The sequence below is a fragment of the Rhizobium sp. RSm-3 genome, from assembly GCF_001854685.1.
GTDB classification, from domain to species: domain Bacteria; phylum Pseudomonadota; class Alphaproteobacteria; order Rhizobiales; family Rhizobiaceae; genus Rhizobium; species Rhizobium ecuadorense.
In genome coordinates this window covers 62,826-85,195 of the sequence record NZ_MAWZ01000024.1, presented here as the reverse complement: position 1 = coordinate 85,195, position 22,370 = coordinate 62,826, and the positions used below count along the sequence as shown (strand labels likewise).

Below are 22,370 nucleotides of genomic sequence, written 5' to 3'. Positions count from 1 at the left end.
TTCCAGCGAGAGCAAGGCAGCGCAGCAATCCCCGCCCGACACACATCCATCCCTACCCCAGCAACTCCGCAAGCCAGCGGGCATCGAGATGCTTCTCCAGGTCGCTCGCGATCTCATCCAGCGCCCGCTCGACGCTCTCGCGGTAATTCCGCCGCTCGCCGGAGAGGCCGAAGCTTTGAAGCAGCCGGGCGCGATAGGCGTCGCTGTCGAAGAGCCCGTGCAGATAGGTGCCCATGATCCGGCCGTCGGCCGAAAGCGCCCCGTCGGGTGCTCCATCGACGATGGACGAAGGCCGGTCGCAATCCGGGCCGTGGGTGATGCCGAGGTGGATCTGGTAGCCGACAAGCGGCGCGTCGTATTCGGTCGAGCGGGCATGGCTGTTGCGCACGATTTTTTCAGGCACCATCTCGGTCTCGACGTCGAGAAGCCCAAGCCCTGGCGCCTTGAGCGTCCCGCCCTCGATACCGAGCGGATCATGCACCGTGCGGCCGAGCATCTGGTAACCGCCGCAAATGCCGATCACCCGGCCGCCGCGCCTGACATGCGCCCGGAGATCCCGGTCCCAGCCTTGAACCCTGAAGTCGGCGAGATCCGATATCGTCGATTTCGAGCCGGGAAGAATGACCAGGCCTGCATCGGCAGGCAGCCGTTCGCCTGATCGCACGAAGACCAGTTCGACGTCCGGTTCAGCCCGCAGCGGGTCGAGATCGTCGAAATTGGCGATGCGCGGCAGCACCGGCACAGCGATCTTCAGTGCGCCCGCCCCGCCCTTTGCCAGCCGTTCGAGCACGACCGAATCTTCGGCCGGCAGGCGTGCCGCACCCGGCAGCCACGGCACGACGCCGAAACACGGCCAGCCGGTAAAGCCTTCGACCGCGCGGATGCCGTCGTCAAACAGCGAGATGTCGCCGCGGAACTTGTTGATGATATAGCCCGCAATCATCGCCCGGTCGCCCTCATCGAGGATTGCATGCGTGCCGACCAGCGAGGCGATGACACCGCCGCGGTCGATATCGCCGACGAGCACGACAGGCACGCCGGCACGCGTTGCAAAACCCATATTGGCGATATCGCCGGCTCTGAGATTGATCTCGGCCGGCGATCCGGCACCCTCGACGATAACGAGATCGGCGCCCGCAGCGACTTTTTCGAAGCTTTCCAGCACCGCGCCGAGCAGCTGCGGCTTCAGCCGCTGATAGTCCCGCCCCTTCGCCTGCCCGAATACCCTGCCCTGCACGATGATCTGGCTGCCGTTTTCCGATTGCGGCTTGAGCAGCACCGGGTTCATGTGCACCGAGGACGGCGTGCGCGCCGCCAGCGACTGCAGCCACTGCGCCCGGCCGATCTCGCCACCGTCATCGGCAACCGCTGCATTGTTCGACATGTTCTGCGGCTTGAACGGCCGCACAGTAAGCCCGCGATTGGCCGCCAGCCGGCAAAGACCGGCGACCAGCACCGTCTTTCCGACATCCGAGCCGGTTCCCTGCAGCATGATCGCTCTTGCCATGGTGGCCGCCTTTCGCTGAGGCGAGGCCTACAATGGGCGACGACGCCGGGTCAAGGCGTGCCCTCGGTCAAGATCTGCCCTGAGTCAGGACGTGACCCTGCTCAAGCTTCCCGCAGAAACGCGAAAACCGCGCATGGCCTTAGCTCTGCGCGGTTTGCCGAAAACTCTGGCGTCTTCGCCCCTACACGGCGAAGCTCGCTTTCCCCGAACGCACTACCTGAACCGGAGAAGCGGCGGTCATTGCCGCCACGACCCAACTGATAACGGCACATTCTTACCGGAGAGTTATTGAAGGCTTACGCAAATGTTAATTTCGATCTTTTTTGACTTACTCGCCGAAATTTCTGCCGAAGATCCGCCGGCGATCGCCAAGAGCGTGCAGTTCGCTCAAAGGGGCCATTTTCGGGATGTTGAGATAAATTATTGGAATTCAAGCATTTAGTCTTACAACCATCAGCAGAAGATAGTTGATTTCTGCGCGCGAACGCGTAGGCTTCCCAAAAACGCCATTTTCGAGCCATGACCTGCGATAAGCTGCCGGAGCCCGCAAGGACGAAAGGCGCTCGTGAACCGGAAATGTCTGTCGCGGCATCGCCCGCAAGGCATTTCCCTTCGGGCGCCGGAGAAACTTGCGGCTGATTTTCCGCCCCGGCTGTGCGTCCATAAATTCAAAGCCTCACAGCGTCCTCAGCGCGTCGCAAAAGACGCGGCGCTGTAAAGAAGAATTCGGGGAATGACGATGAAGACGTTTCTGATTCCGGCCGTCTTTGCCGCGGCTCTTTCTACCGTCGTGCCGGCCGAAGCCGCAGAATGCGGCAAGGTTTCGATCGCTGAGATGAAATGGGCCTCGGCCGGCATTGCGGCGAATTTCGACAAGATCATCCTGGAAAAGGGCTACGGCTGCTCCGTCACCATCGTCGACGGCGACACCCTGCCGACCTTTGCCTCGATGAACGAGAAGGGCACCCCCGACATTGCCTCGGAATACTGGATCAATTCCGTCAGGGCCTTGCTCGATCAGGCCGTCAACACCGGCCGGCTGGTGCAGGGAGCCGAGATCCTGGCCGACGGCGCCGTCGAGGGCTGGTGGATCCCGAAATTCATCGCCGACGCCAATCCCGACATCCGCTCGGTTGAAGATGCAATGAGGCATCCGGAACTTTTCCCCGCCGAAGACGGTGCGTCGAAGGGTGCGGTCTACAATTGTCCCGCCGACTGGAGCTGCCAGATATCGACCACCAACCTGTTCAAGGCGCTTGCCGCGGACAAGAAAGGCTTCGAACTCGTCGAGACCGGCAGCCCCGAACAGTTGGACGCTTCGATCGCCCACGCCTTCGACAACAAGGTCGGCTGGCTCGGTTATTACTGGGCGCCGACGGCTATCCTCGGCAAATACGACATGACGCGGCTGAGCTTCGGCGTCGGCCACAACAAGGCCGAGTGGGACCGCTGCACGGCGGTTGCCGGCTGCATCAGGCCGGAACTCAATTCCTACCCCGTGTCGCGCGCCTTCACCTTGATGACCAGGTCTTTTGCCAGCCGTGCCGGGCCTGTCACCACCTATCTCAAAACCCGCAAATGGGACAATCAGACGATCAACCAGGTGCTTGCCTGGCAGGACGAAAACCGCGAGAGCAACGAGGATGCCGCGATCCATTTCCTTCGCAATTACGAGGGCCTATGGATGAAATGGGTTCCCGCCGATATAGCCGAGAAGGTCAAGGCGAGCTTATAACGGCGAAAACACCATCAAGCATGGACGATTCGAGATGACAGGCAACGTTCCCTTTCCCGACCGCGATACCGTTGCGGAAAAGCTCGCCGCGCTGTCGGAGACGGACAAATCATATCTGACGCTGCTCATGGAAAATGTCGCTCAGGACGACAACCTGCTTGACGGCCTGCGCCGCCATCTCGATCTGGCAGCCGGTTCGCGGTTCCTGAACTCGCTGAAGCTCGAAAATCTCGGAGTATGGCTCGGAGCTCAAGCGCCGGATCGACTGCAGATCCGGCTGATGGAAACTGCCCGCTCAAGCCAGCATCCCGCCTACCAGGCCTTCCGGACCGGTCTTGACCGATCCGGCGGCCTGGAAAAGGCTTATCCCCCGGTCAACCCTTGATCCGGCCCGGTCAATTTGATCCGGTCCCGGTCAATTAATTGATCCGGCGATCCCCCAGAGGAAATCTGAACGATCATTACTTCTTTGCGGCGCGGTCAACCGAGCGGCCGGCATCCTGGGTAGCGTTCACGGTGTTTGCCGTATCTTTTCCTATGCCGCGAATCGTGTTGCCGCAGGAGGAAAGGGCAAGAAGAACCATCAAGGCTGCGGCAATTTTGGCCGTTGTCGTCATTTCGAATATCCTTGTTTGAAATCAACCCCGAACGGGACTTATGCCGTTCGCGCCGATAACGCACAAGGGGACAAAAGGTTCAACGCCTGAACGAGATCATCAGGCGGCGACCGCCTTCGCTCTCTCGGCGAAGGCGCCGCGAATGCTGTCGGCCACCGTCTCGATCGGCCCCGACACCTGCGAAGCGGTCAGCAGGCGGATATCGAAAGCGCCGAGTTCCGGCAGGCCTTCCTGCGGGCCGAGTATCGCCATGTCCTCATTGATATAGGACAGCGGCAGCGGCGCAATGGCGAGATCGGAGAGCACGGCGGCGCGCTGCGCCATGGTGTGGCCGCTGAGATAGGCGACGCGATAGTGCCGCTTGTTGCGTTCGAGCTGGGAAAGAGCCTCCTGGCGCCAGATGCAGCCATCCTCCCAGATCGAGATCGGCAGCGGATCGCGACGATGTGCCGAACCGCACCGGGCGCCGGCCCAGACCAGCCGCTCACGGAATACCACCTCGCCGCCTGTGGGGAACGGCCGCGTCGCACAGTTGATCAAGGCCAGGTCGAGCCGCTGCTCCTCCATGCGCTTCTTCAAGCCCATACTCATGTCGATCGTCACGTCGACCATGATGCCGGGATAACTCTCGGCGAAACTCTTCAGGATGCTCGGCAGCAGCCGCTCGCCGATATCCTCCGGCGCGCCGAGCCTGACGACACCGCTGAGTTCCGGCATGATGAAGCGTGACACCGCCTCGTTCGACAGCGCCAGGATATTGCGGGCGTAGGACAACAGCATTTCGCCATGGCGCGTCAGCGATACCGAGCGGGCGTCACGCAAAAACAGCGTCGCGCCCAGTTGCTCCTCAAGCTTCTTGATCTGCATCGACACTGCCGACGGCGTGCGGAAGACCGCCTCCGCGGCTGTGGAAAAATTGCCTGTCTCGGCGATGGCGACGAAGGTACGCAGCACATCGTTGTCAAGCAGCGGAATGGGACGGCGAAAGGGAAGGCTCATCGTCGCATCTTTCAATTTTTCTGATTTATAACCCAATATCATTTTGTTTGATTGAATGTCAATCGCGCGCCATATTTCGAGGGGTCAGCAGCCGATGCAGCAAAAAGAGGCCCCGACATGTGGAACATGAGCATCTGGAATATCGTACAGGCCCTTTCCGCGTTCAAGTCGCAGAGGCGCAGGGATGCGAACCATGAGCATGCGCTCCGGCAGCTGAGGCGTTTTCCGTCGCATCTGCTGGCTGATTGTCAGCCCAAGATAGAGTTGACGGTCGCCGCCTCCGCCGCTAGCCGAACCGCTGCTGAAGATTGTAGGATCAGCGTGCCTTATCGGATGCGCACATCCGGAAACATCCGTCCATCAAAAAGCTTGCGCGCCCTTCTGATCGTCCGCACCCCCTGACCATTAACCGCCGGATCCAGCAGATCTCGCCGGTCGAGCGGCGATCACATCCCGCCCAGCAGCTTGAACGCGATGATCCACATGATGAAAGCGACGAGCGTTTCCAGCATCCGCCAGGATGAAGGTTTCGAGAAGATCGGCCGCAGCCATGTCGCGCCATAGCCGAGGGAAAAGAAGAACAGGAAGGAACCTGTCACCGCCCCCGCGGCAAACGAAGCCTGTTGCCCGGGATAGCGCGTCGAGATCGTGCCGAGCAGCACGACCGTATCGAGATAGACATGCGGATTGAGCCAGGTGAGCGCAACGCAGGTCGCGAGCGTCTGCCGGAAACTCGCCGTTTTGGTCTCCGCTGCGGCCAGGGTCGCGGATGACCGGAGGGCGGAATAGAGGCTTTTCGCCCCATACCAGGCCAGAAACGCCGCTCCCCCATAACGCATGACCGGATCGAGCCACGGCATGAAGCGGGCGATCTGCTGCAGGCTGGTGACGCCGAGCACGATCAGCACTGCATCCGACAAGGCGCAGGCGAAGCAGACGGCGAACACGTGTTCGTTGCGCAGGCCCTGGCGCAAGATGAAGGCGTTCTGTGCGCCAATCGCAACGATCAGGCTAAGGCCCACCATTAGGCCGGTAAAATAGATCGAAAAATTCATCGTTTCGGCAAACGCCCCAGACTTCGGTGGGGGTTGCAGTATCGCCATTCATTGAATTAGGCTAATTAAACCAACTTATCCAAAGTAAGCAGATCTAATCAATGCTCGACTATCCCGCTCTCCGCGCCGTCGCAGCAATCGTCCAGACGGGCAGCTTCGAGAAAGCTGCGACCGTGCTGAACGTCACGCCGTCGGCCATATCGCAGCGTGTCAAGCAGCTTGAAGAGCGCCTCGGCACTGTCCTCATCGTCAGAGGCGCTCCCTGCACGGCGACCGAAAAGGGAGAATGGCTCTGCCGCCATATGGAGAATGTCGGCATGCTCGAAGCCGAACTCTTCGGGCAGCTGCCGGCTCTCGTCCATCCCGACGAGCCACGCCAAAGGGTGACGCTCCAGATCGCGACCAATGCCGACAGCCTCGGGACATGGTTCGTCGAGGCCATGTCGAACTTCGCCAGGAACTCTTCCCATCTCTTGAACATCGCCGTCGACGACCAGGATCACACCGCCGAATGGCTGCAGCGCGGGCGGGTGATCGCAGCCGTCACCAGCCTGGAAAAACCGGTCCGCGGATGCCGGCGCTTTGCCCTCGGCGTGTTGCGCTACCACGCCACAGCAACACCGGACTTCGTCACCCGCCACTTTCCGAATGGCGTCACCGACGAGGCGATCCGCAACGCGCCTGCCCTGACCTTCAACCAGAAGGACAGGCTGCAGAGCAGTTGGGTGAGGCAGACATTCGGACACGATCTCGATTATCCCACCCACTGGCTGCCGTCGCCGCAAAGTTTCGTCGAGGCCACCCTTTCGGGCATGGCCTGGGGCATGAACCCGACCCAGCTGACCCGCGAGCATCTCGCCTCGGGACGGCTCGTCGAACTCGTTCCCGACACGCCGCTCGATGTCCCGCTCTACTGGCAGATAAACCGTCTCGCCGCCGATCGCCTGGCGGAACTGACGCGCGAGGTCATCACCGTGGCCAAGCGCAATCTCTGAAGCGTCGCTCAGAACAAACAGCGGCTCAAAGCAGGCGCTGTCATACGTAAGCCGTGCGGCTGCCGAACTCGCTGGCCTCGGTCTTGCTGCTCTCGGACGCCTCGAGCTTGGCAATCCTGGCTTCCAGCGTCTCGATGGATTTTTCGATTGTGGCCTTCTTCTCCTCGTCCTGTGTCTGCGACAGCGCTGCTTTCTTTCCGGCAAGTTGCGCATCGAGAGAAGCGAGCTGATCGGACGAACTGGAAGACGAGGTTGACGCGGCTGAACTCAAAAGGGTGGACGCAGAACTGGAAATTGCGCTGACCATAAGCATGACTTTCGATGGCGGAATGTCACCTTCTAGGCCGCGATCGGGAAACGTCCGACGAATAAAGAACTTCTCGGTACCATTTTTGTATTGATCATTGCGCATCGCCAAACCCGGTGCGCTTTGCGCCCCTACGCGATAGCGATAATCTCCAGCTCCTGGCCACCCGTTTCCACCACATCGCCAACCGCCTTTCCCATCAGCAACCGGGCCACCGGCGAGACATAGGAAATCGATCCGGCCTTGGGATCGGCTTCGTCCTCGCCGACGATCCGATAGGTCTGCACGCGCCCGTCGTCACGGCTGAAGGTCACCGTGCTGCCGAAGGCGACAATGGCAATTGACGTGGGGTCAGGCATGAGCTGGGCGGTGCGCAGCCTTGCCGCGAGGTAGCGCAGATCGCGCAAAGGACCCGCCGCCTGCCGCCGCCGTTCGTTGACGTCTTCGATGGGGTTCGCTGCATCATAGGCCTCGCGCGCCCGCTGGAACTGCAATTCCAGTGCCTTCAACCCCGCCTCCGTGACCAGGTTCAGATGCGGCGAAACCGGACGATCGGGCAGCAGGGTTTCCGAAGCGGTTTCGAAACTCTCTTCCTTGGTGAAGGCGACGGCCAATTCTATACTCCGTTTTGGGCGCGGTGCCCTTTAGTTGACGGGCGAACCGCCCATATTTGAGACCATACATACACCGGCTGCAGCCGAACCGCCAATCTCGACCTGTCGGCGGCGACGCCGGCAATGGGGAGCGTCCTGCGCCGCATGGCGTTCAGACCCCTGATGCATCGAGGCTGAGGAGGATCGAATGCCCGGCGAGCAGCGGAAAGGCCATGACGAAGTCTGGAGCGAGACATGCCTTCGCTCCTGACCGACGTCATGCCGCTGACGCCTAGCTGGTGGGATATCGCCGCCCGCATCATGCTGACGGTGATTGCCGGCGGCCTTATCGGCCTCGACCGCGAGCGCGGCGGCCATGCCGCGGGCTTCAGGACCACGATCCTGGTGGCGCTTGCCGCCTGCATTGCGATGGTCCAGGCGAACCTGCTTCTGTCGACCTACGGGAAAACCTTCAGTTATTTCACGCAGATGGACGTGCTGCGCTTTCCCCTCGGCGTCCTCACAGGCGTCGGCTTCATCGGCGGCGGAGCAATCCTCAGGCGCGGCGACATGATGACCGGCGTCACCACGGCGGCGACCCTGTGGTTCATGACGGTGGTCGGTCTCTGCTTCGGCGGCGGCCAGATCGTCACAGGGACAGTGGCAACCGTCGTTGCCTTCATCGTGCTGTCGCCGCTGAAACGCCTGGACACCTGGCTGCGCTGCGAACGCAAGGCGACGCTCGTCGTCTACGGCTCGAGCGCCGATATTCCCGACCTGTCAGATGTGCTGGGATCTCTTGAATGCAGCGCATTGTTCGTTTCGCTGGGACAGACCGAAGATGGCCGGATCGGGGTGACGTTCGAATTGCGTTGGATGGCGAAAGATCCGGATGCATCAGCACGCGCAATTCTTTTCGCCGTCGCCGAGACGCACGAGGTCGCGAATTTTTCGATGCATTCTACGACGACGTGAACGGACGCCGCCGCCGTCGCTACCGCTGTCTCGACCTATTTGGAGGCGTGCTCCGGTTTACCCTTTCTTTTGGTGGATGCGAACTCCTCGAGCTGCTTCTCGCTCATGGATTCCTCCATCTGCTTCGAAGCACCCTTCAGCTCCCTCTTGGGCGTCTCGCCGCGCTTGGCCGAGAGTGCGGCACCCGCCGCCTTCTGCTGGGCCTTGGACTTGGCCGGCATATCGATCTCCTTCTCGTTGGCATCAACCGCTCTCAAAGCTTCCTGAGTTCGTCTGGCTTGTGCGCGGCTCGTTTTCCCGATTTGTCGCTCTGGACGATATATTGCGGTTCCGCCGGCGACGCTTTCACCGTGTGATCTTTGATCTTCGTCGGGCTGGTCTGCTTCTTGACCACCCTGCCCTCGGTCTTTCCCTGGCTGGTATCCCAGCTCACTTCGTCGCCCTTTTTCAATTGCCTGGACATGTGGGTTTCCTTGCGGCGAGGAGGCTGCGGCAAAAGCCGCAGCCGACCGCTCGTCAGTTGATGGTGGCCCACTGGCTGCGGACATCCCTGGCGTTTTTCGACAGGTGAACATGCGCGTCGACGTGATCGACCCAATCGATCGGGATCAGGTGATGCTTGCCGTCCTCCGAGTCGGTTTTCGTCAGCTTGATGCGGGTGGGACCATCGAGATGATCGACCGTCCCGACATGAGTGCCGTCGGCCGTCAGCACTTCCATATGTTCGCGAATCTGATCTGCGGAAATCATCGTTTCCTCCTTTGCGTCATTGTCAACTACGAAGCGGCAACGAGGTGGAGCGGACTTAGTTCCGAGTCGCCTCTCCGTGCCTCGATTTGGCATTTTGCAACCCCGCAAAGTTCAGCGCGTCGGCCCCTCGGGCAAACGCTGATCATTCAATATCTCTGATGTTATCCATAAGCTCTATTCGTTTGAATGATGGGTCCCGGAGGCCCATATTGTGATCACGGACATGGACGAACCTCCCATCGATGACCATGCCCCGACCTAAAGAAAGGAACCGGAAAATGACCACGCTCACCTATCGCGGTGGCGGCAAGCCCTTCACCTCCGGCGCAGGCCGCTTCGATCTTGCATATCATGCCCGCAAGCTCGTGCTTGCCTGGACACGCTGGCGGACCGCCCGCGAAATCGAAGCCATGCCCTTCGACATCCGCAAGGACATTGGCTGGCCGAGCACGGACGACAACAAACACCGGACCGTTTAATGAATGCGACATTCCTCTCAAGATGACGGCGGCGTCTGCATCAAGCGGCGCCGCCTTTTCCATCTTCAGAACGCGTAGGATTCGCCCCGGCTTTCACTCCCAACGGCTGACTCTATCTGTTTTCCTGGTAAATGCCGAAGCAAACGATTTCGCGCGAAATTGGAGTAGCGTCAGGCGGCCCTGTGCGCTGCGCGTGTAGACGAGATCCGAAGGGCCGACGTAGCGATCCCACAGCTGGGCGAAATGCATGGCATCCTCCCTTTTCCGACCGATGATCGAAGGGACTGCATGATAATCCACCCGGTTCAGCCGCCAGAATTTTGACGACCTGACGAGAATGTAGCGAGGATTCTGTGGTGGAACGAGAACTTCTCGCAGAGCGTCGAGAAAGTGAGATCGTTCGATCGTCGTAGCACCCTCAAGCCGGCAGTAAATGATGCCGTTTTGGTCGAGCGTTGCCTCGACGCTCATTTTTCCAAGCTCGCTCCTTATGACGCTCATATTATGCAGCGTCTCCAGAACGGTTTTCCCCACCTGCTTCATGCTTCCCTCAAGGGAGCCATTCCGCAGCAGCAACAGACTGGCTTTGAATGCGCCCGGCAAACAATAGATAGCCATCATTGAGAACATAACGAATAGGAACAGCGCCAGTTGTTCGAGTAAACGAATATCCATATCCGAAAGCGTGTCCAGGAATGCGCTTAAGATCATTCCCGCAAGGGCGGCGCTTTGCGCATAAAGAAATTTGGTCGTATTCCAGTTGAGCAGCCCCTTGGGGGCATAGTTGCTTTCCAATGTTTCCTGCATCCTCGGAAAAGCACGATAGCTACGCAGCGCGCTATGCCATCGGACTTTCAGTGATTCGCGGTCTGCAGCGCCGCGTTCCATTATTTTGTTAATGTCGTCGACACCCCGCGCATTCCATTTTGCGGCACCGAGCATCAGCCGGTGAAAGCCGCTTTCGATCGACGGATGCTCACCGAAGGACAAACCCTCGAAGGCATAAAATCGGCGTTTCAGCGCATCGACGTCGCTGCCCAAGTCTATCGTCATGGTATCAAATGGATCGGGCGCCTTTCTATCGGTCGATTTCCTCCCGAACCGCAGCGGTATTCTCTGCTCAAACTTCTCAGGGTCGATGACCGCCAGATGCCAGACGTTCGCGGCCTTCTGAGGGCTTCGGGGGTCTGTGCGAATGGCGCGGCCTCGCATCTGATTGGAGAGTACATATGATCCCACCGTACTTGCCAGTATCAAAGTGTTTACGGAGGGGGCGTCCCATCCTTCACCCAGCAATGCCTGCGTGCCGACCAAAACCGTGATCCCACCGCGATTGAACAATTCGGTGATCATATGAACGCTATTGCGGCTCAGGGCACCGCTGATTTCAACGGCTAGAAAGCCGGCATCGAATGCCGTTTGTTGGTAACGGATATGTTCCCTACCGATGCCAAGATGGCCTGCGATCTCATCAAGAATTACTTTTGATTCCGCCGGAATGAGAATGAGACTCCCGGTCAGAATTCCGAGCTTGAGATCAAGTCCGGACCGCCGCAGCGTCTCGAAGATCGGCACGACGCCCATCCTCTCGATGGGCGGAAGGTCCGCGGGGCCGGTGGGCAACGCATCCTTCCTGATGTAGTCGGAAAGGATAACCATACGGAGTTCGTCACGCATCGACGCGCTTTCGAGCCGGGTGATATCGACGATCGCGTTGAGCTTGCTGACACTCGATACCAGCAGCTTCTGAACCGACCGCGCATCCGTTAGCCGCACTCTGCCGTGCTCGACTCCCCTGATGTCCCTCAGCCTGCCTTCTTGGAGGCGGAGTACTTGTTCCGCTTCTTCGAAATCGTTGCGATAGGTGTAGATGACGCCGTTCAGCAACACCTCTATCCATTCAAGCGTCAGATCCGGTATTTCGCGCGCCTTGACGCCGAGAATGTCGAGAGTCGATTGCGGCAAGTCGACATATTGCGCATTCAGGAAGACCAGCATGCTGGAGAAAAAGCGTGCATCATCCAGTATATGCTCCACATTCTCGAGCGGCTGGGTAATCCATGGATGGTGCAGAATTGCCTGCTTGAATTCTGCACTTTTGAGCAGCGCCTCGATGAAGTCTCCGATCTGCGCGCGAAACTCTGCCAGCTTCTGTGCTTCCAACTCGCTCGGCAGGCTGAAGTGGACATAGTCCTGATGCGGGCAAAGATCGCCTTGCAGCACAAGTTCCGGCACGGAAATTTCACCGTCGATCGGCCCGCAAAGCGCCTGATAACGGTCCCATTCCAGGGGATCCACATCATAGGGCGGTGTAGCGGTTAGCGCTACGACCGTGGGCTTGCCCAATGCTTCCTTGAGCATCGTCAGCGCTTTCCACCACTCGTTTCTAAGGTGGTGCGCTTCATCGAGCACAAGGGTGCGAACCTTCTCTTCGCGCAGCTTCGCGATGATTTTCTTTCTCGCCCTCTCCGTCTCCTGCTTGCCCGTTTCGACGGATTGCACGCCGTCGCTGCCCTCCTCTTCACTGTCTATAATTTCTTCCTCGGCCGTATGACCCGAGAACGCCGCATGCAGAGCCTGATAGGTGATAATCGTGATAGTGCGAGGCGCTCTTACATCATGAGAAATCCAGTCCGGTTCACCAGCATTGGCGGGCAGGAACATCATGCGTAGCCGCTGCGACCATTGATCCCTGATGGTCTTGCTCGGGGCCAAGATCAAGGTCGCCTCACCAAGCCTGCGCATCACTTCAAGGCCCAAAATCGTTTTGCCTGAGCCGGGCGCTGCGACGATATGCAAACCATCATCGCTCATGAGATTTGTCAGATCATCAAGTATCTTCTGCTGATAAGCTCGCCAGGTGCCCTGAAAAGCGAGGTCCTTCATTCAATTCTGCCCTTTAGATTAAATGCGACGAGCCACTGTGAAAACTGCGACTAAAATTCTTCAGTGGCATTGCATCATCTTGGCGTGGTTCATGCAACGTCAGTGTCTAGAGGAAATTTCAACGGCATCCGCCTCCCAAGATGAGGGCGGCGTCAGCATCACGCAACGCCGCCTTTTTCGTGCGCGCCCATTCGTTCCTCAGCCGTCTTCAGACTTGAATTTCAGTCCTCTGTAACGCAACCCGCATCCGGCCCGTCCCTATTCCAGCGGTTTAACCGGTCAAAACGCGGTCAATGTCGCATATTTGCTCTTCCCGGCCGCATTTTTCCATGTCAGCGTCGCTTTCAGGACATCGGCGCGACGCATTCCGCGCAACGAATATGTCATCGTTCCTCGAGCATGGATTTCGCTATGAACAGGATGCAGATCAAGAAGCGTTCGCTGGTCTTCTTTATGGTACCGCAATTCACCATGCTGCCCTTTTCGGCGGCCGTGGACACTTTGCGCATCGCCAATCGCATGCTCGGCTATCAGGCCTATAGCTGGCGGCTCGCCTCCCTCGACGGGGAGAAGGTCTATTCCTCCTGCGGCATCGGCGTCGAGGCGAATTCCTCGCTCGCCGAGGAGCGCCGCCATCTCGGCGGCGAAAACCGGCCGGGCATGGTGCTCGTCTGTTCCGGCATCGATGTCGAGCAATTCAACAACAAGTCGGTCAATGCCTGGCTGCGTGAATGCTACAATCGCGGCGTCGCCGTCGGCAGCCTCTGTACGGGCGCACATGTGCTGGCCCAGGCCGGCCTGTTGAATGGCAAGCGTTGCGCCATTCACTGGGAAAACCTGCCGGGCTTTTCGGAAGCCTTTCCGCAGGCGGAAGTCTATGCCGATCTCTACGAGATCGACGGCAATCTCTATACCTGCGCCGGCGGCACCGCCTCGCTCGACATGATGCTGAACCTCGTCGGCGAGGATTTCGGCGAAAGCCTCGTCAACCGCATCTGCGAACAGCACCTGACCGACCGCGTGCGCAACCCGCACGACCGCCAGCGCCTGCCGCTGCGCGCCCGTCTCGGCGTGCAGAACGCCAAGGTGCTGTCGATCATCGAACTGATGGAAGGCAATCTGGCCGAGCCGCTGTCGCTGATCGAGATCGCCGACGGTGCCGGTCTCTCGCGCCGCCAGATCGAACGGCTGTTCCGCCAGGAGATGGGCCGCTCGCCAGCCCGCTACTATCTGGAAATCCGCCTTGACCGCGCCCGCCATCTTCTGGTGCAGTCCTCGATGCCCGTCGTCGAGGTCGCGGTCGCCTGCGGCTTCGTCTCGGCCTCGCATTTCTCCAAGTGTTATCGCGAACTCTACCATCGCTCGCCGCAGCAGGAGCGCGCCGAGCGCAAGATGACCATGGCGACCGCGCGCCAGCAGGCGGTCGCGGCCTGAGAGTTTGAAAGAGCGCGCCGCCTGACATGAAAGGGCGGCGCTTCGCCTGAATACCTTATTGCGCCGCTTCTTCCGTCATCCTGGCGTCGGAATAGACCTGGTTGCGGCCCCTGTGCTTAGCCATATAGAGGAACTGGTCGGCGGCGTTGAGATAGTTCTCGAAGGTTTCGTAGCCCTCGATTTCGGCGATGCCGATCGAAATCGTGACGCCGAGTTCCTCGTCGTCGGCGGTGACCTTCAGCCGGGAAATGTCGGAGCGAATTTCGTCGCAAAGCTTGGTCGCGGCAAGGGAATCCATCTGCGGGAAGAGGATAGCGAATTCCTCGCCGCCAAGCCGCGAGAGAAGATTGTCGCTGCCGTCGAAGATCGTGAACAGCCTGTTTGCGACAGCCTTCAGCACCTTGTCGCCGATCTCGTGGCCATAGGTGTCATTCAGCCGCTTGAAATGATCGATATCGAGAATGGCCACCGAACTCGGCACTTTCAGCCGCAGACACTCGTTCACCAGCTTCGGGCCGTTGTCGTAAAAATAGCGGCGGTTGTAGAGGCCGGTCAGGTAGTCGCAGGCCGCCGCCGCCCTCAGCTGCCGCATCTGCGCCAGCGTCTCGGCGTTGTTGGCGATGCGGCATTGCAGCTCCTCGGCGACGAAAGGCCGGTAGACGAAATCGCTGGCGCCGGCCTTGAGGAAACTAGCAGACAGCATGCGGTCGTTGGAGGCGGAAACGCCGATGACGCGCAGCCTGTCCGAACCGAAGCGATGGCGGATACGCCGCGTCAGTTCATAGCCGCTCATATCGGGCATGTGGTGGTCGGTGACGACCAGTTCGATATCGCTGTAAGCCTCGAGAGCGGCCAGCGCCTCAAGCCCTGAGCTTGCCTCGACGACGAGATATTGCTGCGCCTTCAGCAGATCGACCAGCACCCGGCGCGCGGAGACGACATCATCGACGACCAACACCCGCGTCTTGCGGTTGGAGATCGCGCGGCGGACGGTGGCGACCAGATTGTCGAGCGCGAATTCATTGTCCTTCAGCACGTAATCGATGACATTGCGCTCCATGATCTTGTTGCGCGTGTTGAGATCGAACGTGGCGGTGAAGACGATTGCCGGGATATCGTGCTCGATCGTGCAGTCGAGCGCTTCGCCATAGGGCGAATCCGGCAGGTTGAGATCGACGACGGCCATGGTGTAGCCGTGACCGTCCTCGGCAAGTTCTTTGCGAAGCGCCTTTAGCGAGGGGCAGGATTTGACCGCAAGGCCCAGTTCGGTCTGGAACCGATGGCAAAGCACGGCGGAAAACATCCGGGAATCTTCAACCAGAAGTATCTTGAGCCCGCCGGAGCGGAGCCCGATGCCATCCCGCTGAAAATCCGCTTGAAAAGCCACAGCCGCTAATCTCCCATGCGTCCGATGGCCTCGACTCGGCCCTCTCCCCGGCGGGGCGAACGATAACCGAGAGGCCTGCGCGCGTGAAGGGGACAAATAGCGGCGTTACTTGCAATTGCAGAAATTCGACGACGGTGCGCTGCCGTCGTCTCCGCGCCTGAGGCGACGCCGATACTGGAAGGGCCGTCAGGCAACCGCCCGCTCCTTGCGCATCGACTGGATTTGCAGCAGCGTGTCGAGGTTCTGGTTGACGCGGCAGTAGAACTCCTCGTCGATGAACGGGCGCAGCATGAAATCATTGCCGCCGGCCTTCAGGAAACGCGCCGAAAGCAACCGGTTCGAGGAGGATGAAACACCGATGATGCGCAGCTCGTGCGAGCCGATATTGGAGCGAATGCGCCGCGTCAGCTCGAAGCCGTCGATGTCGGGCATGTTGTAGTCGGTAATCATCAGGCCGATATCGCGGTTGGCCTTCAGGATCTCCAGCGCCTTGGCGCCGTTCTCGGCGGTGCTGACACGGAAATTGTAGCGTTTCAACCGGCTCGACAGCAGCGCGCGGGCCGTCGCGCTGTCGTCGACGATCAGCACGTGGTGACGATGATTGGTCAGGAACCGGCAGATCGATTCCGCCAGAAGATCGACGGCGAAGATATTGTCCTTGAGGATATAATCGACAATGTCCTTGGCCATCAGCTTGTCGCGCATGCTTTCATGGAAGGTGCCGGTAAAGACGATTGTCGGTATGGAAAGATCGACCAGATATTCCAGCGCTTCGCCGTTTTCGGCGCCGGGCAGGTTGATGTTCGAAATTGCCAGCGTGATCGGATCGGAAGACTTGTCATAGGAAAACTGCAGATCCTCGAAGCTGCGGCAGATTTCGACGTCAATGTCGAACAGCTCCTTGAGGCGTTTGCTGATCATCGAGGTGAATACGTTGGAATCTTCCGCGACAATAATGCGCGCACCGGCAAACATTTCCCCGGAATATTGCATCCCCGAAATACCTAGAAACGCCATAGCAAACCTTTGATGTAAAATCTGTCCCCGGATCAATTTGGTACATCAATTGATTTGACTAATGATTAATCAGCCCTGCTGGATATGAAGCGAAGAAGCGGCCGGAAGAGGCTGCCTCGGATTTCTTGCAGATATGATTAAGAAATCAGCCGCGGTACGCCGATCAACTCCAGCCGCAGGGCACACCGATCAGCCATCACCCTACGAAGCGATTATAAACACGCTGCGACCGACCCGCTGAGAGGTTCCCCCATGACCCAATCCGAACCGGTGATCGAATGGCTCCTCGGCTCCGACCCGTCGATCCGGTGGCAGGTGATGCGCGACCTGCTTGACGCCCCGGAGCGAAATTGGATGGCCGAGCGGGCGAAAGTCGAGACCGAAGGTTGGGGCGCCAGGCTGCTTGCCTGCCGGGATGAGGACGGGCAATGGGCGGGCGGCGCCTTCCTGCCCGCCGGTTTCGATCCCCAGGAGTGGCGCGAACACGGCCAGCCGTGGACGGCCACGAGCTTTTCGCTATCGCAACTCAGGGAATTCGGTCTCGATCCCGCCTGCGAGCAGGCCAGACGCACCGTCGAATTGATCGGCGCCAATGCCTGTTGGGAAGAAGGCGGCCAGCCCTACTGGCAAGGCGAAGTCGAAGAATGTATCAACGGTCGCACCGTCGCGGACGGCGCTTATTTCGGCATTGATGTCTCGCCGATTGTCGACAGGCTGGTCGGCGAGCGTCTCGACGACGGCGGCTGGAACTGCGAGAGGACCAACGGTTCTCACCGATCCTCCTTCGCCAGCACCATTAATGTGCTGGAAGGACTGCTGGAGGTCGAGAAATCGACCGGCGGCACGCTACGATCTCGCGAAGCGCGCCGGACGGGCGAGGAATTCCTGCTCGAGCGTCACCTCTTCCGCCGTCTCGGCACGGGCGAGCCGGCCGACAAAAATTTCCTGCTGTTCCTGCATCCGAACCGCTGGCGCTACGACATCCTGCGCGCCCTCGATTATTTCCGCGCCAGCGCCATCCTGACCGGTACCGCTCCCGATCCGCGCCTCGGCGAGGCGATCGAGCACCTGCGCTCCCGGCGTCTTCAGGACGGCTGCTGGCCACTCGACTGGAGCCTGCCGGGGCGTGTGTGGTTCGAGGTCGACGACGAGCAAGGCGAGCCCTCGCGATGGATCACGGTCCGCGCGATGCGGGTGCTCAAATGGTGGGACGCTCAGCTCTCAATCAATGCCTGATACCAAACCCAGCGCACGCAGGAAATGCGCCTCGATCTTGCGCAGCAATTCGGCGCGATCAGCCGGTGTCTCGCCGATCGGCTGATTGACGACGCCATGCAGGGCATTGAACAGGAATACCGCCGTAAAGCCGGGATCATCGACCGACCAGGCATCCCCACCTGCCCCGCCGGCGAGCAGTTCGCTCAGATGATCGATCAGAATGTTGCGCGAAAGCCCTTCCCGCGTTGCCGGGGGCTCGGCCACGAAGGCCAGATGATGCAGCCCGGCCGCGTCGAGATAGCCGGTGGCGCATGCCGTCGACCAAGCGGCGAGCTTGCCGCGCCAATCCGCTTGCTGTCGTTCCGCGACCGCCGCGACGATGCCATCGAGCACGCCCTGCACGAAACGAGTGCGCAGTGCCAGGAGAACATCGGCCTTCGAGGAAAAGTGCAGGTAGAAGGTGCCTTTGGCGACCCCGGCCCCGGCCGTGATCTCCTCGACGGTGGTCTGTTCCAGGCCCTTGTCCAGGAAAAGCCGCTCGGCCGAACGCATCAGCTCGTCGCGCCGCTCTTCGGCAGGCTTGGTTCTCGGTTTTGCAACAGGATCGGTCGGCATCGGCAGCGCGCTCATTGACGGCGCGCGGGATCGGCCCTGTGCAGGTAGCCGGTAAACACGTCGCGCATCGCGGTGCTCTCGATATCAGGCAGCAGCCGGCCGACCTCGCCGCGATGATAACCGGCATGCGTCACCACATGCGCCAGCATCTCCTCGCGGGACATACGCCCGCGCCCGCCATCGGTGAAGGTGAAGGTGAAGCCGACGACCTCCTCCATTTCGTCAGGCGCTATGCGCGCGGTGTAGTCGATATACCAGCGGTCCGTCTCGCGGATATCGGAGGCCAGCTGCGCCAATGGCGGCGCTTCGCTGCTCCAGCTCGCGGTGAAGGAATGATCCAGCCGCTGAAGATTGGCGGCGAAGATGCGGTCAACGAGGTGGGCATGATTGAGCACGCGAAGGGCCGACCGAAACACATCCGACCGCGCCTCCTCGCCGAGCGCGCTCAGCGCGTCGAGAAGCTCGCCGTCGGCGCTGGCTTTGTAGCGGAACAGGGAGTTCAACAGGGTCTTGGCGCTCATGGCGATCTCCGGGATGAAACGGGCGGCGCCGACATGTCGCCGGCGCCTCCATTTATCCGACTGACTGGTGGTCAGTCAATGGATGATCTGCCGCGTCAAGTCGCTATTTCGTCCCTTCTTAGGCGCAGCAGGCGCTTCCTGCCGCTGATGGGCCGCAGCAGGCCGCGGCCTGCCTATTTTCTTCGGCAAGCCACCGGTCACGCGGCTTGCAGCTTGCCGGCCGCGGTGAAAGCGCCACATGCACGGCGCCGGCGCGGAGAACCGGCATCGCCGCGCAATAGAGCTGCATCGGCCGCACGCCGTTGCTGACTTCGAAGGTGAGTTTGGCCGAAGCGTCGAGCCGCACATGCTCCGTCACCTTGCGGACGATGGCGCAGAACTTGCCGGCCGGCATGTGCTTGCGGTTGTCTTCCTCGATATCCCAGAGCTGGATGAAGATCTCCGTCCAAGCCTCGGGATTGGCGCCGCAATCGAGACCCGCGAATTGGCCCGCCTTGACCTCGGTGATATGGTAGCCTGATTTCACCGGCTCCCCATCGTAGTAGAAAATCAGCGGCACGTCCTTTTGACCGGCGAGCATATCGAGCAGTGTGCCGAGGCTGATATCGTTTTCTTGGATTTTTCGGTTGTCGATAGCGTTCATATCGGCTAATCCTCATTTCAATGATTCAAGGATTATTGAAATATGGATCAACGTCAAGCCCTCGCCGCATTCAGCGCGCTTTCGCAGGAAACGCGCCTGCACATCATCCGCATGCTGGTTGTCTCCGGCCCGGACGGAATGGCGGCGGGCGCCATCGCCGAAAAGGCGGAGGTCTCGCCATCCAACGTCTCCTTCCATCTGAAGGAGCTGGAACGGGCCGGCCTGATTGCCCAGCAGCGCGAATCCCGCTCGATCATCTACACCGCCAATTATGAGAGGCTCGGCGGCTTGATCCGCTTTCTGATGGAAGATTGCTGCGACGGAAACCCTGAGATCTGCGCGCCTGCCGCAAAGGTCGCCGCCTGTTGTTCCCCTAAAATGGAGGGGAAATTCCAATGACCGCGAACCGGATCGACACCTTGCTGGCGCTCCTGCCAATTGCGGGACATGAAGGCGAGCTACGCAGCGCACTCGAAAGCGCCGACCTCCCGACTGATGATATTGACGAAACGGGTCGGACTTTTTTCCGAATTGCACAGGGCGACGATACTGTGGGTTATTGTGGATATGAATTGTATGGAGACAGTGTGCTTTTGCGATCCGTGGTCATCACGCCGGCCAATCGTCACAAAGGCCTGGGCCGCGGTGCTACCGATCTCCTAATCAGACGCGCCTATGCAGAGGGCGCTCGCGCTGCCTACCTGCTGACCACCAATGCTGCTCCGTTCTTTGAAACGCTCGGCTTCACGCCGATCGACCGCGCAAGAGCACCCGCCGCGATCCTGCAAACCCGCCAAGCAATTAGCCTGTGCCCAGCCTCAGCACTATTGCTCGCCAAAACGTTGGAGGGATAACGAGTATGTCCAGTTTTGAACGTTATCTCACCGTCTGGGTGTTTCTCTGCATTGCGGTCGGCGTCACTCTTGGGCATTTGATGCCCGGCGTATTCCATCTCATTGGATCGATCGAGATTGCGCAGGTCAATATTCCGGTGGCGGCACTGATTTGGCTGATGATCATTCCAATGCTGATCAAGATCGACTTCGCGGCGCTGGACCAGGTCGGCCGCCATTGGCGCGGAATTGGTGTGACCCTCCTCATCAACTGGACCGTGAAGCCCTTTTCAATGGCGCTGCTCGGCTGGGTGTTCATCGGTTATCTTTTCCGGTCGATGCTACCGGCGGACCAGATCGACAGCTACATCGCAGGCCTGATTATCCTCGCAGCTGCACCCTGCACCGCCATGGTGTTCGTCTGGTCGAACCTTACCAAGGGTGAGCCGCATTTCACGCTGTCTCAGGTGGCGCTCAACGACGCCATCATGGTCGTCGCCTTCGCCCCGATCGTCGGACTGCTACTCGGTCTTTCGGCGATTACCGTACCTTGGGACACGTTAATGATTTCCGTGGTGCTCTATATCGTGCTACCGGTCGCCGCCGCACAGCTTCTGCGCCGAAGTGTCCTCGCCGGTGGCTCGGCCGCTTCCCTCCACCGCCTCCTGAACATTCTCCAGCCGCTTTCGCTTTTGGCGCTGCTGGCAACTTTGGTGCTGTTGTTCGGCTTCCAGGGTGAACAGATCATCGCGCAGCCCGCAGTGATCGGGATGCTGGCCGTTCCGATCCTGATCCAAGTCTACTTCAATTCGGGACTGGCCTATCTGCTGAACCGGGCGACCGGCGAGGAACATTGCGTTGCCGGACCATCAGCGCTGATTGGCGCATCGAATTTCTTCGAACTTGCCGTTGCGGCGGCCATTAGCCTGTTCGGCTTCAACTCGGGTGCAGCCCTGGCCACCGTCGTCGGTGTGCTCATTGAGGTGCCCGTGATGTTGTCAGTGGTCTGGATCGTCAACCGGAGCAAAGGTTGGTACGAGCGCGGCGCAGCTGTGCGCTCGGTGTCCGCTTCGAAAATCACCTCGACAACGAAAGCCTGATCATGAACGTCACCATCTACCACAACCCGGCATGCGGCACCTCGCGCAACACGCTGGCGATGATCCGCAATGCCGGCATCGAACCCACCGTCGTCGATTATCTGGAAACCCCGCCGTCGCGTCAGGAACTGGCCCGGATGATTGCCGATGCCGGTCTCACCGTGCGGGAAGCCATTCGCAAGAAGGATACGCCCTACGCCGACCTCGGCCTCGACAATCCCGATCTGACCGACGACCAGCTGCTCGACGCCATGCTCACGCATCCGATCCTGATCAACCGGCCGTTCGTCGTGACACCGCTCGGCACCCGTCTGTCCCGGCCCTCCGAGCTGGTTCTGGAAATCCTGCCTGAGACCCACAAGGGCGCCTTCACCAAGGAAGACGGCGAGAAAGTGCTCGACGCCGCGGGCAAGCGGATCGTCTGATCCCGCTTACTTGACGACGGCCGAGCCCTTGACGATTTCGATCGTCTCGCCGCCGTCGAGCCCGATGCGGTCGCCGTCGGGCGTCGTCATGAAGCAGCCGGAGGCGCAGAGGTTTTCCGAAGCCCCGGCATCGACCACGACTTCGACCCGCTGGCCGCTCTCGGTGATGACGAGCACCACGGCTGCCGGATCGGTGTTGGTGATGGATGCGGCTTCCGCCGCGGGCGCGGCAAGCAGCGGGATAAGCAAAACGGCGGCAAACCTTGCCATCATGTGCGG

General features: G+C 60.0%; 27 protein-coding genes. 11 read left to right on the top strand and 16 right to left on the bottom strand.

Going from position 1 to position 22,370, the window contains the following annotated elements:
- Window positions 1–52: 52 nt before the first annotated feature.
- Entirely contained in the window at window positions 53–1,507 is a 1,455-nt protein-coding gene (locus BBJ66_RS19510) for a cobyric acid synthase (RefSeq protein ID WP_071089036.1), read from the bottom strand.
- A gap of 733 nt (window positions 1,508–2,240) precedes the next feature.
- Between BBJ66_RS19510 and BBJ66_RS19505 the strand changes: the two genes are divergently transcribed.
- On the top strand, window positions 2,241–3,242 hold the full coding sequence (locus tag BBJ66_RS19505; RefSeq protein ID WP_184343503.1) for a glycine betaine ABC transporter substrate-binding protein: 1,002 nt from the start codon (window positions 2,241–2,243) through the stop codon (window positions 3,240–3,242).
- Between the two features lie 34 nt (window positions 3,243–3,276).
- The gene (locus BBJ66_RS19500; RefSeq protein ID WP_049731861.1) at window positions 3,277–3,627 is read left to right on the top strand and encodes a hypothetical protein; all 351 of its coding nucleotides are present in this window, start codon (window positions 3,277–3,279) and stop codon (window positions 3,625–3,627) included.
- Window positions 3,628–3,703: 76 nt separating this feature from the next.
- Here BBJ66_RS19500 and BBJ66_RS19495 read toward each other — a convergent pair whose 3' ends face one another.
- From BBJ66_RS19495 to BBJ66_RS19485, 3 genes are all read right to left on the bottom strand, one after another.
- Entirely contained in the window at window positions 3,704–3,859 is a 156-nt protein-coding gene (locus BBJ66_RS19495; protein ID WP_003540537.1) for a hypothetical protein, read from the bottom strand.
- A 99-nt stretch (window positions 3,860–3,958) separates the two neighbouring features.
- Window positions 3,959–4,900 (bottom strand): LysR family transcriptional regulator, encoded by a 942-nt coding sequence (locus tag BBJ66_RS19490; protein ID WP_184343505.1) that lies wholly within the window; start codon window positions 4,898–4,900, stop codon window positions 3,959–3,961.
- A 404-nt stretch (window positions 4,901–5,304) separates the two neighbouring features.
- Window positions 5,305–5,913 carry a LysE/ArgO family amino acid transporter gene (locus BBJ66_RS19485; protein WP_071089034.1) on the bottom strand — a complete coding sequence of 203 codons (609 nt, stop codon included), beginning with the start codon at window positions 5,911–5,913 and terminating at the stop codon, window positions 5,305–5,307.
- A 101-nt stretch (window positions 5,914–6,014) separates the two neighbouring features.
- On the opposite strand from BBJ66_RS19485, the gene BBJ66_RS19480 reads away from it, so the two are divergent.
- Entirely contained in the window at window positions 6,015–6,908 is an 894-nt protein-coding gene (locus BBJ66_RS19480) for a LysR family transcriptional regulator ArgP (RefSeq protein ID WP_071089032.1), read from the top strand.
- Between the two features lie 40 nt (window positions 6,909–6,948).
- On the opposite strand, the gene BBJ66_RS35800 is transcribed toward BBJ66_RS19480, so the two are convergent.
- Both BBJ66_RS35800 and greA read right to left on the bottom strand, forming a co-directional pair.
- A complete protein-coding gene (locus BBJ66_RS35800) occupies window positions 6,949–7,221 on the bottom strand; it encodes a hypothetical protein (protein WP_425287884.1) in 273 nt (90 codons plus the stop codon).
- A gap of 125 nt (window positions 7,222–7,346) precedes the next feature.
- Complete coding sequence (gene greA, locus BBJ66_RS19470; RefSeq protein WP_049731856.1) at window positions 7,347–7,829, bottom strand: transcription elongation factor GreA; 483 nt, start codon at window positions 7,827–7,829, stop codon at window positions 7,347–7,349.
- Between the two features lie 234 nt (window positions 7,830–8,063).
- Between greA and BBJ66_RS19465 the strand changes: the two genes are divergently transcribed.
- Window positions 8,064–8,783, top strand: a complete 720-nt coding sequence (locus BBJ66_RS19465) for an MgtC/SapB family protein (protein ID WP_049731855.1) — start codon at window positions 8,064–8,066, stop codon at window positions 8,781–8,783.
- 35 nt (window positions 8,784–8,818) lie between these two features.
- Here BBJ66_RS19465 and BBJ66_RS19460 read toward each other — a convergent pair whose 3' ends face one another.
- Genes BBJ66_RS19460 through BBJ66_RS19450 form a run of 3 tightly spaced genes read right to left on the bottom strand, consistent with a single transcriptional unit; the run spans window position 8,819 to window position 9,533 of the window.
- Window positions 8,819–9,004 (bottom strand): DUF3008 family protein, encoded by a 186-nt coding sequence (locus BBJ66_RS19460; RefSeq protein WP_049732037.1) that lies wholly within the window; start codon window positions 9,002–9,004, stop codon window positions 8,819–8,821.
- Window positions 9,005–9,036: 32 nt separating this feature from the next.
- Complete coding sequence (locus BBJ66_RS19455; RefSeq protein WP_049731854.1) at window positions 9,037–9,246, bottom strand: DUF2945 domain-containing protein; 210 nt, start codon at window positions 9,244–9,246, stop codon at window positions 9,037–9,039.
- 53 nt (window positions 9,247–9,299) lie between these two features.
- Complete coding sequence (locus tag BBJ66_RS19450) at window positions 9,300–9,533, bottom strand: DUF2171 domain-containing protein (RefSeq protein WP_049731853.1); 234 nt, start codon at window positions 9,531–9,533, stop codon at window positions 9,300–9,302.
- A 278-nt stretch (window positions 9,534–9,811) separates the two neighbouring features.
- Here BBJ66_RS19450 and BBJ66_RS19445 point away from each other — a divergent pair, with 278 nt between their 5' ends.
- On the top strand, window positions 9,812–10,012 hold the full coding sequence (locus tag BBJ66_RS19445) for a hypothetical protein (RefSeq protein WP_049731852.1): 201 nt from the start codon (window positions 9,812–9,814) through the stop codon (window positions 10,010–10,012).
- A 93-nt stretch (window positions 10,013–10,105) separates the two neighbouring features.
- Here the strand turns inward: BBJ66_RS19445 and BBJ66_RS19440 are convergent, their stop codons facing one another.
- Entirely contained in the window at window positions 10,106–12,898 is a 2,793-nt protein-coding gene (locus BBJ66_RS19440) for a DEAD/DEAH box helicase family protein (protein WP_071089030.1), read from the bottom strand.
- Window positions 12,899–13,309: 411 nt separating this feature from the next.
- Between BBJ66_RS19440 and BBJ66_RS35890 the strand changes: the two genes are divergently transcribed.
- Window positions 13,310–14,332 carry a GlxA family transcriptional regulator gene (locus BBJ66_RS35890; protein ID WP_049732036.1) on the top strand — a complete coding sequence of 341 codons (1,023 nt, stop codon included), beginning with the start codon at window positions 13,310–13,312 and terminating at the stop codon, window positions 14,330–14,332.
- Window positions 14,333–14,387: 55 nt separating this feature from the next.
- Here the strand turns inward: BBJ66_RS35890 and BBJ66_RS19430 are convergent, their stop codons facing one another.
- Both BBJ66_RS19430 and BBJ66_RS19425 read right to left on the bottom strand, forming a co-directional pair.
- The gene (locus BBJ66_RS19430; protein WP_049731850.1) at window positions 14,388–15,719 is read right to left on the bottom strand and encodes a diguanylate cyclase; all 1,332 of its coding nucleotides are present in this window, start codon (window positions 15,717–15,719) and stop codon (window positions 14,388–14,390) included.
- Between the two features lie 186 nt (window positions 15,720–15,905).
- Entirely contained in the window at window positions 15,906–16,736 is an 831-nt protein-coding gene (locus BBJ66_RS19425; protein WP_049731849.1) for a response regulator, read from the bottom strand.
- 252 nt (window positions 16,737–16,988) lie between these two features.
- Between BBJ66_RS19425 and BBJ66_RS19420 the strand changes: the two genes are divergently transcribed.
- Window positions 16,989–17,972 (top strand): squalene cyclase, encoded by a 984-nt coding sequence (locus BBJ66_RS19420; RefSeq protein WP_071089028.1) that lies wholly within the window; start codon window positions 16,989–16,991, stop codon window positions 17,970–17,972.
- Here the strand turns inward: BBJ66_RS19420 and BBJ66_RS19415 are convergent.
- The 3 genes from BBJ66_RS19415 to BBJ66_RS19405 all read right to left on the bottom strand — a co-directional run bounded on the left by BBJ66_RS19415 (window position 17,958) and on the right by BBJ66_RS19405 (window position 19,733).
- On the bottom strand, window positions 17,958–18,569 hold the full coding sequence (locus tag BBJ66_RS19415; RefSeq protein WP_071089628.1) for a TetR/AcrR family transcriptional regulator: 612 nt from the start codon (window positions 18,567–18,569) through the stop codon (window positions 17,958–17,960). The genes BBJ66_RS19420 and BBJ66_RS19415 overlap by 15 nt on opposite strands.
- Before the next feature lie 11 nt (window positions 18,570–18,580).
- A complete protein-coding gene (locus BBJ66_RS19410) occupies window positions 18,581–19,090 on the bottom strand; it encodes a DinB family protein (protein WP_071089026.1) in 510 nt (169 codons plus the stop codon).
- A 118-nt stretch (window positions 19,091–19,208) separates the two neighbouring features.
- Window positions 19,209–19,733, bottom strand: a complete 525-nt coding sequence (locus BBJ66_RS19405; RefSeq protein WP_049731845.1) for a DUF6428 family protein — start codon at window positions 19,731–19,733, stop codon at window positions 19,209–19,211.
- 42 nt (window positions 19,734–19,775) lie between these two features.
- Between BBJ66_RS19405 and BBJ66_RS19400 the strand changes: the two genes are divergently transcribed.
- Genes BBJ66_RS19400 through arsC form a run of 4 tightly spaced genes read left to right on the top strand, consistent with a single transcriptional unit; the run spans window position 19,776 to window position 22,091 of the window.
- On the top strand, window positions 19,776–20,132 hold the full coding sequence (locus BBJ66_RS19400; protein ID WP_071089024.1) for an ArsR/SmtB family transcription factor: 357 nt from the start codon (window positions 19,776–19,778) through the stop codon (window positions 20,130–20,132).
- Entirely contained in the window at window positions 20,129–20,587 is a 459-nt protein-coding gene (arsN2, locus tag BBJ66_RS19395) for an arsenic resistance N-acetyltransferase ArsN2 (RefSeq protein ID WP_071089022.1), read from the top strand. Before BBJ66_RS19400 ends, arsN2 begins: the two co-directional genes overlap by 4 nt.
- A 5-nt stretch (window positions 20,588–20,592) precedes the next feature.
- Window positions 20,593–21,666, top strand: coding sequence for an ACR3 family arsenite efflux transporter (arsB, locus tag BBJ66_RS19390; RefSeq protein ID WP_071089020.1), 1,074 nt, complete (start codon window positions 20,593–20,595; stop codon window positions 21,664–21,666).
- Window positions 21,667–21,668: 2 nt separating this feature from the next.
- Window positions 21,669–22,091, top strand: a complete 423-nt coding sequence (gene arsC / locus BBJ66_RS19385) for an arsenate reductase (glutaredoxin) (protein WP_071089018.1) — start codon at window positions 21,669–21,671, stop codon at window positions 22,089–22,091.
- Between the two features lie 6 nt (window positions 22,092–22,097).
- On the opposite strand, the gene BBJ66_RS19380 is transcribed toward arsC, so the two are convergent.
- Window positions 22,098–22,364, bottom strand: a complete 267-nt coding sequence (locus BBJ66_RS19380) for a hypothetical protein (protein WP_049731840.1) — start codon at window positions 22,362–22,364, stop codon at window positions 22,098–22,100.
- Between the last annotated feature and the right edge of the window lie 6 nt (window positions 22,365–22,370).

Coding starts and splice junctions, on each gene's coding strand:
- BBJ66_RS19510 (WP_071089036.1), bottom strand. CDS start 1,507: ATGGCAAGAGCGATCATGCTGCAGGGAACCGGCTCGGATGTCGGAAAG.
- BBJ66_RS19505 (WP_184343503.1), top strand. CDS start 2,241: ATGACGATGAAGACGTTTCTGATTCCGGCCGTCTTTGCCGCGGCTCTT.
- BBJ66_RS19500 (WP_049731861.1), top strand. CDS start 3,277: ATGACAGGCAACGTTCCCTTTCCCGACCGCGATACCGTTGCGGAAAAG.
- BBJ66_RS19495 (WP_003540537.1), bottom strand. CDS start 3,859: ATGACGACAACGGCCAAAATTGCCGCAGCCTTGATGGTTCTTCTTGCC.
- BBJ66_RS19490 (WP_184343505.1), bottom strand. CDS start 4,900: ATGATATTGGGTTATAAATCAGAAAAATTGAAAGATGCGACGATGAGC.
- BBJ66_RS19485 (WP_071089034.1), bottom strand. CDS start 5,913: ATGAATTTTTCGATCTATTTTACCGGCCTAATGGTGGGCCTTAGCCTG.
- BBJ66_RS19480 (WP_071089032.1), top strand. CDS start 6,015: ATGCTCGACTATCCCGCTCTCCGCGCCGTCGCAGCAATCGTCCAGACG.
- BBJ66_RS35800 (WP_425287884.1), bottom strand. CDS start 7,221: ATGCTTATGGTCAGCGCAATTTCCAGTTCTGCGTCCACCCTTTTGAGT.
- BBJ66_RS19465 (WP_049731855.1), top strand. CDS start 8,064: ATGCCTTCGCTCCTGACCGACGTCATGCCGCTGACGCCTAGCTGGTGG.
- BBJ66_RS19460 (WP_049732037.1), bottom strand. CDS start 9,004: ATGCCGGCCAAGTCCAAGGCCCAGCAGAAGGCGGCGGGTGCCGCACTC.
- BBJ66_RS19455 (WP_049731854.1), bottom strand. CDS start 9,246: ATGTCCAGGCAATTGAAAAAGGGCGACGAAGTGAGCTGGGATACCAGC.
- BBJ66_RS19450 (WP_049731853.1), bottom strand. CDS start 9,533: ATGATTTCCGCAGATCAGATTCGCGAACATATGGAAGTGCTGACGGCC.
- BBJ66_RS19445 (WP_049731852.1), top strand. CDS start 9,812: ATGACCACGCTCACCTATCGCGGTGGCGGCAAGCCCTTCACCTCCGGC.
- BBJ66_RS19440 (WP_071089030.1), bottom strand. CDS start 12,898: ATGAAGGACCTCGCTTTTCAGGGCACCTGGCGAGCTTATCAGCAGAAG.
- BBJ66_RS35890 (WP_049732036.1), top strand. CDS start 13,310: ATGAACAGGATGCAGATCAAGAAGCGTTCGCTGGTCTTCTTTATGGTA.
- BBJ66_RS19425 (WP_049731849.1), bottom strand. CDS start 16,736: ATGGCGTTTCTAGGTATTTCGGGGATGCAATATTCCGGGGAAATGTTT.
- BBJ66_RS19420 (WP_071089028.1), top strand. CDS start 16,989: ATGACCCAATCCGAACCGGTGATCGAATGGCTCCTCGGCTCCGACCCG.
- BBJ66_RS19415 (WP_071089628.1), bottom strand. CDS start 18,569: ATGCCGACCGATCCTGTTGCAAAACCGAGAACCAAGCCTGCCGAAGAG.
- BBJ66_RS19410 (WP_071089026.1), bottom strand. CDS start 19,090: ATGAGCGCCAAGACCCTGTTGAACTCCCTGTTCCGCTACAAAGCCAGC.
- BBJ66_RS19405 (WP_049731845.1), bottom strand. CDS start 19,733: ATGAACGCTATCGACAACCGAAAAATCCAAGAAAACGATATCAGCCTC.
- BBJ66_RS19400 (WP_071089024.1), top strand. CDS start 19,776: ATGGATCAACGTCAAGCCCTCGCCGCATTCAGCGCGCTTTCGCAGGAA.
- arsN2 (WP_071089022.1), top strand. CDS start 20,129: ATGACCGCGAACCGGATCGACACCTTGCTGGCGCTCCTGCCAATTGCG.
- arsB (WP_071089020.1), top strand. CDS start 20,593: ATGTCCAGTTTTGAACGTTATCTCACCGTCTGGGTGTTTCTCTGCATT.
- arsC (WP_071089018.1), top strand. CDS start 21,669: ATGAACGTCACCATCTACCACAACCCGGCATGCGGCACCTCGCGCAAC.
- BBJ66_RS19380 (WP_049731840.1), bottom strand. CDS start 22,364: ATGATGGCAAGGTTTGCCGCCGTTTTGCTTATCCCGCTGCTTGCCGCG.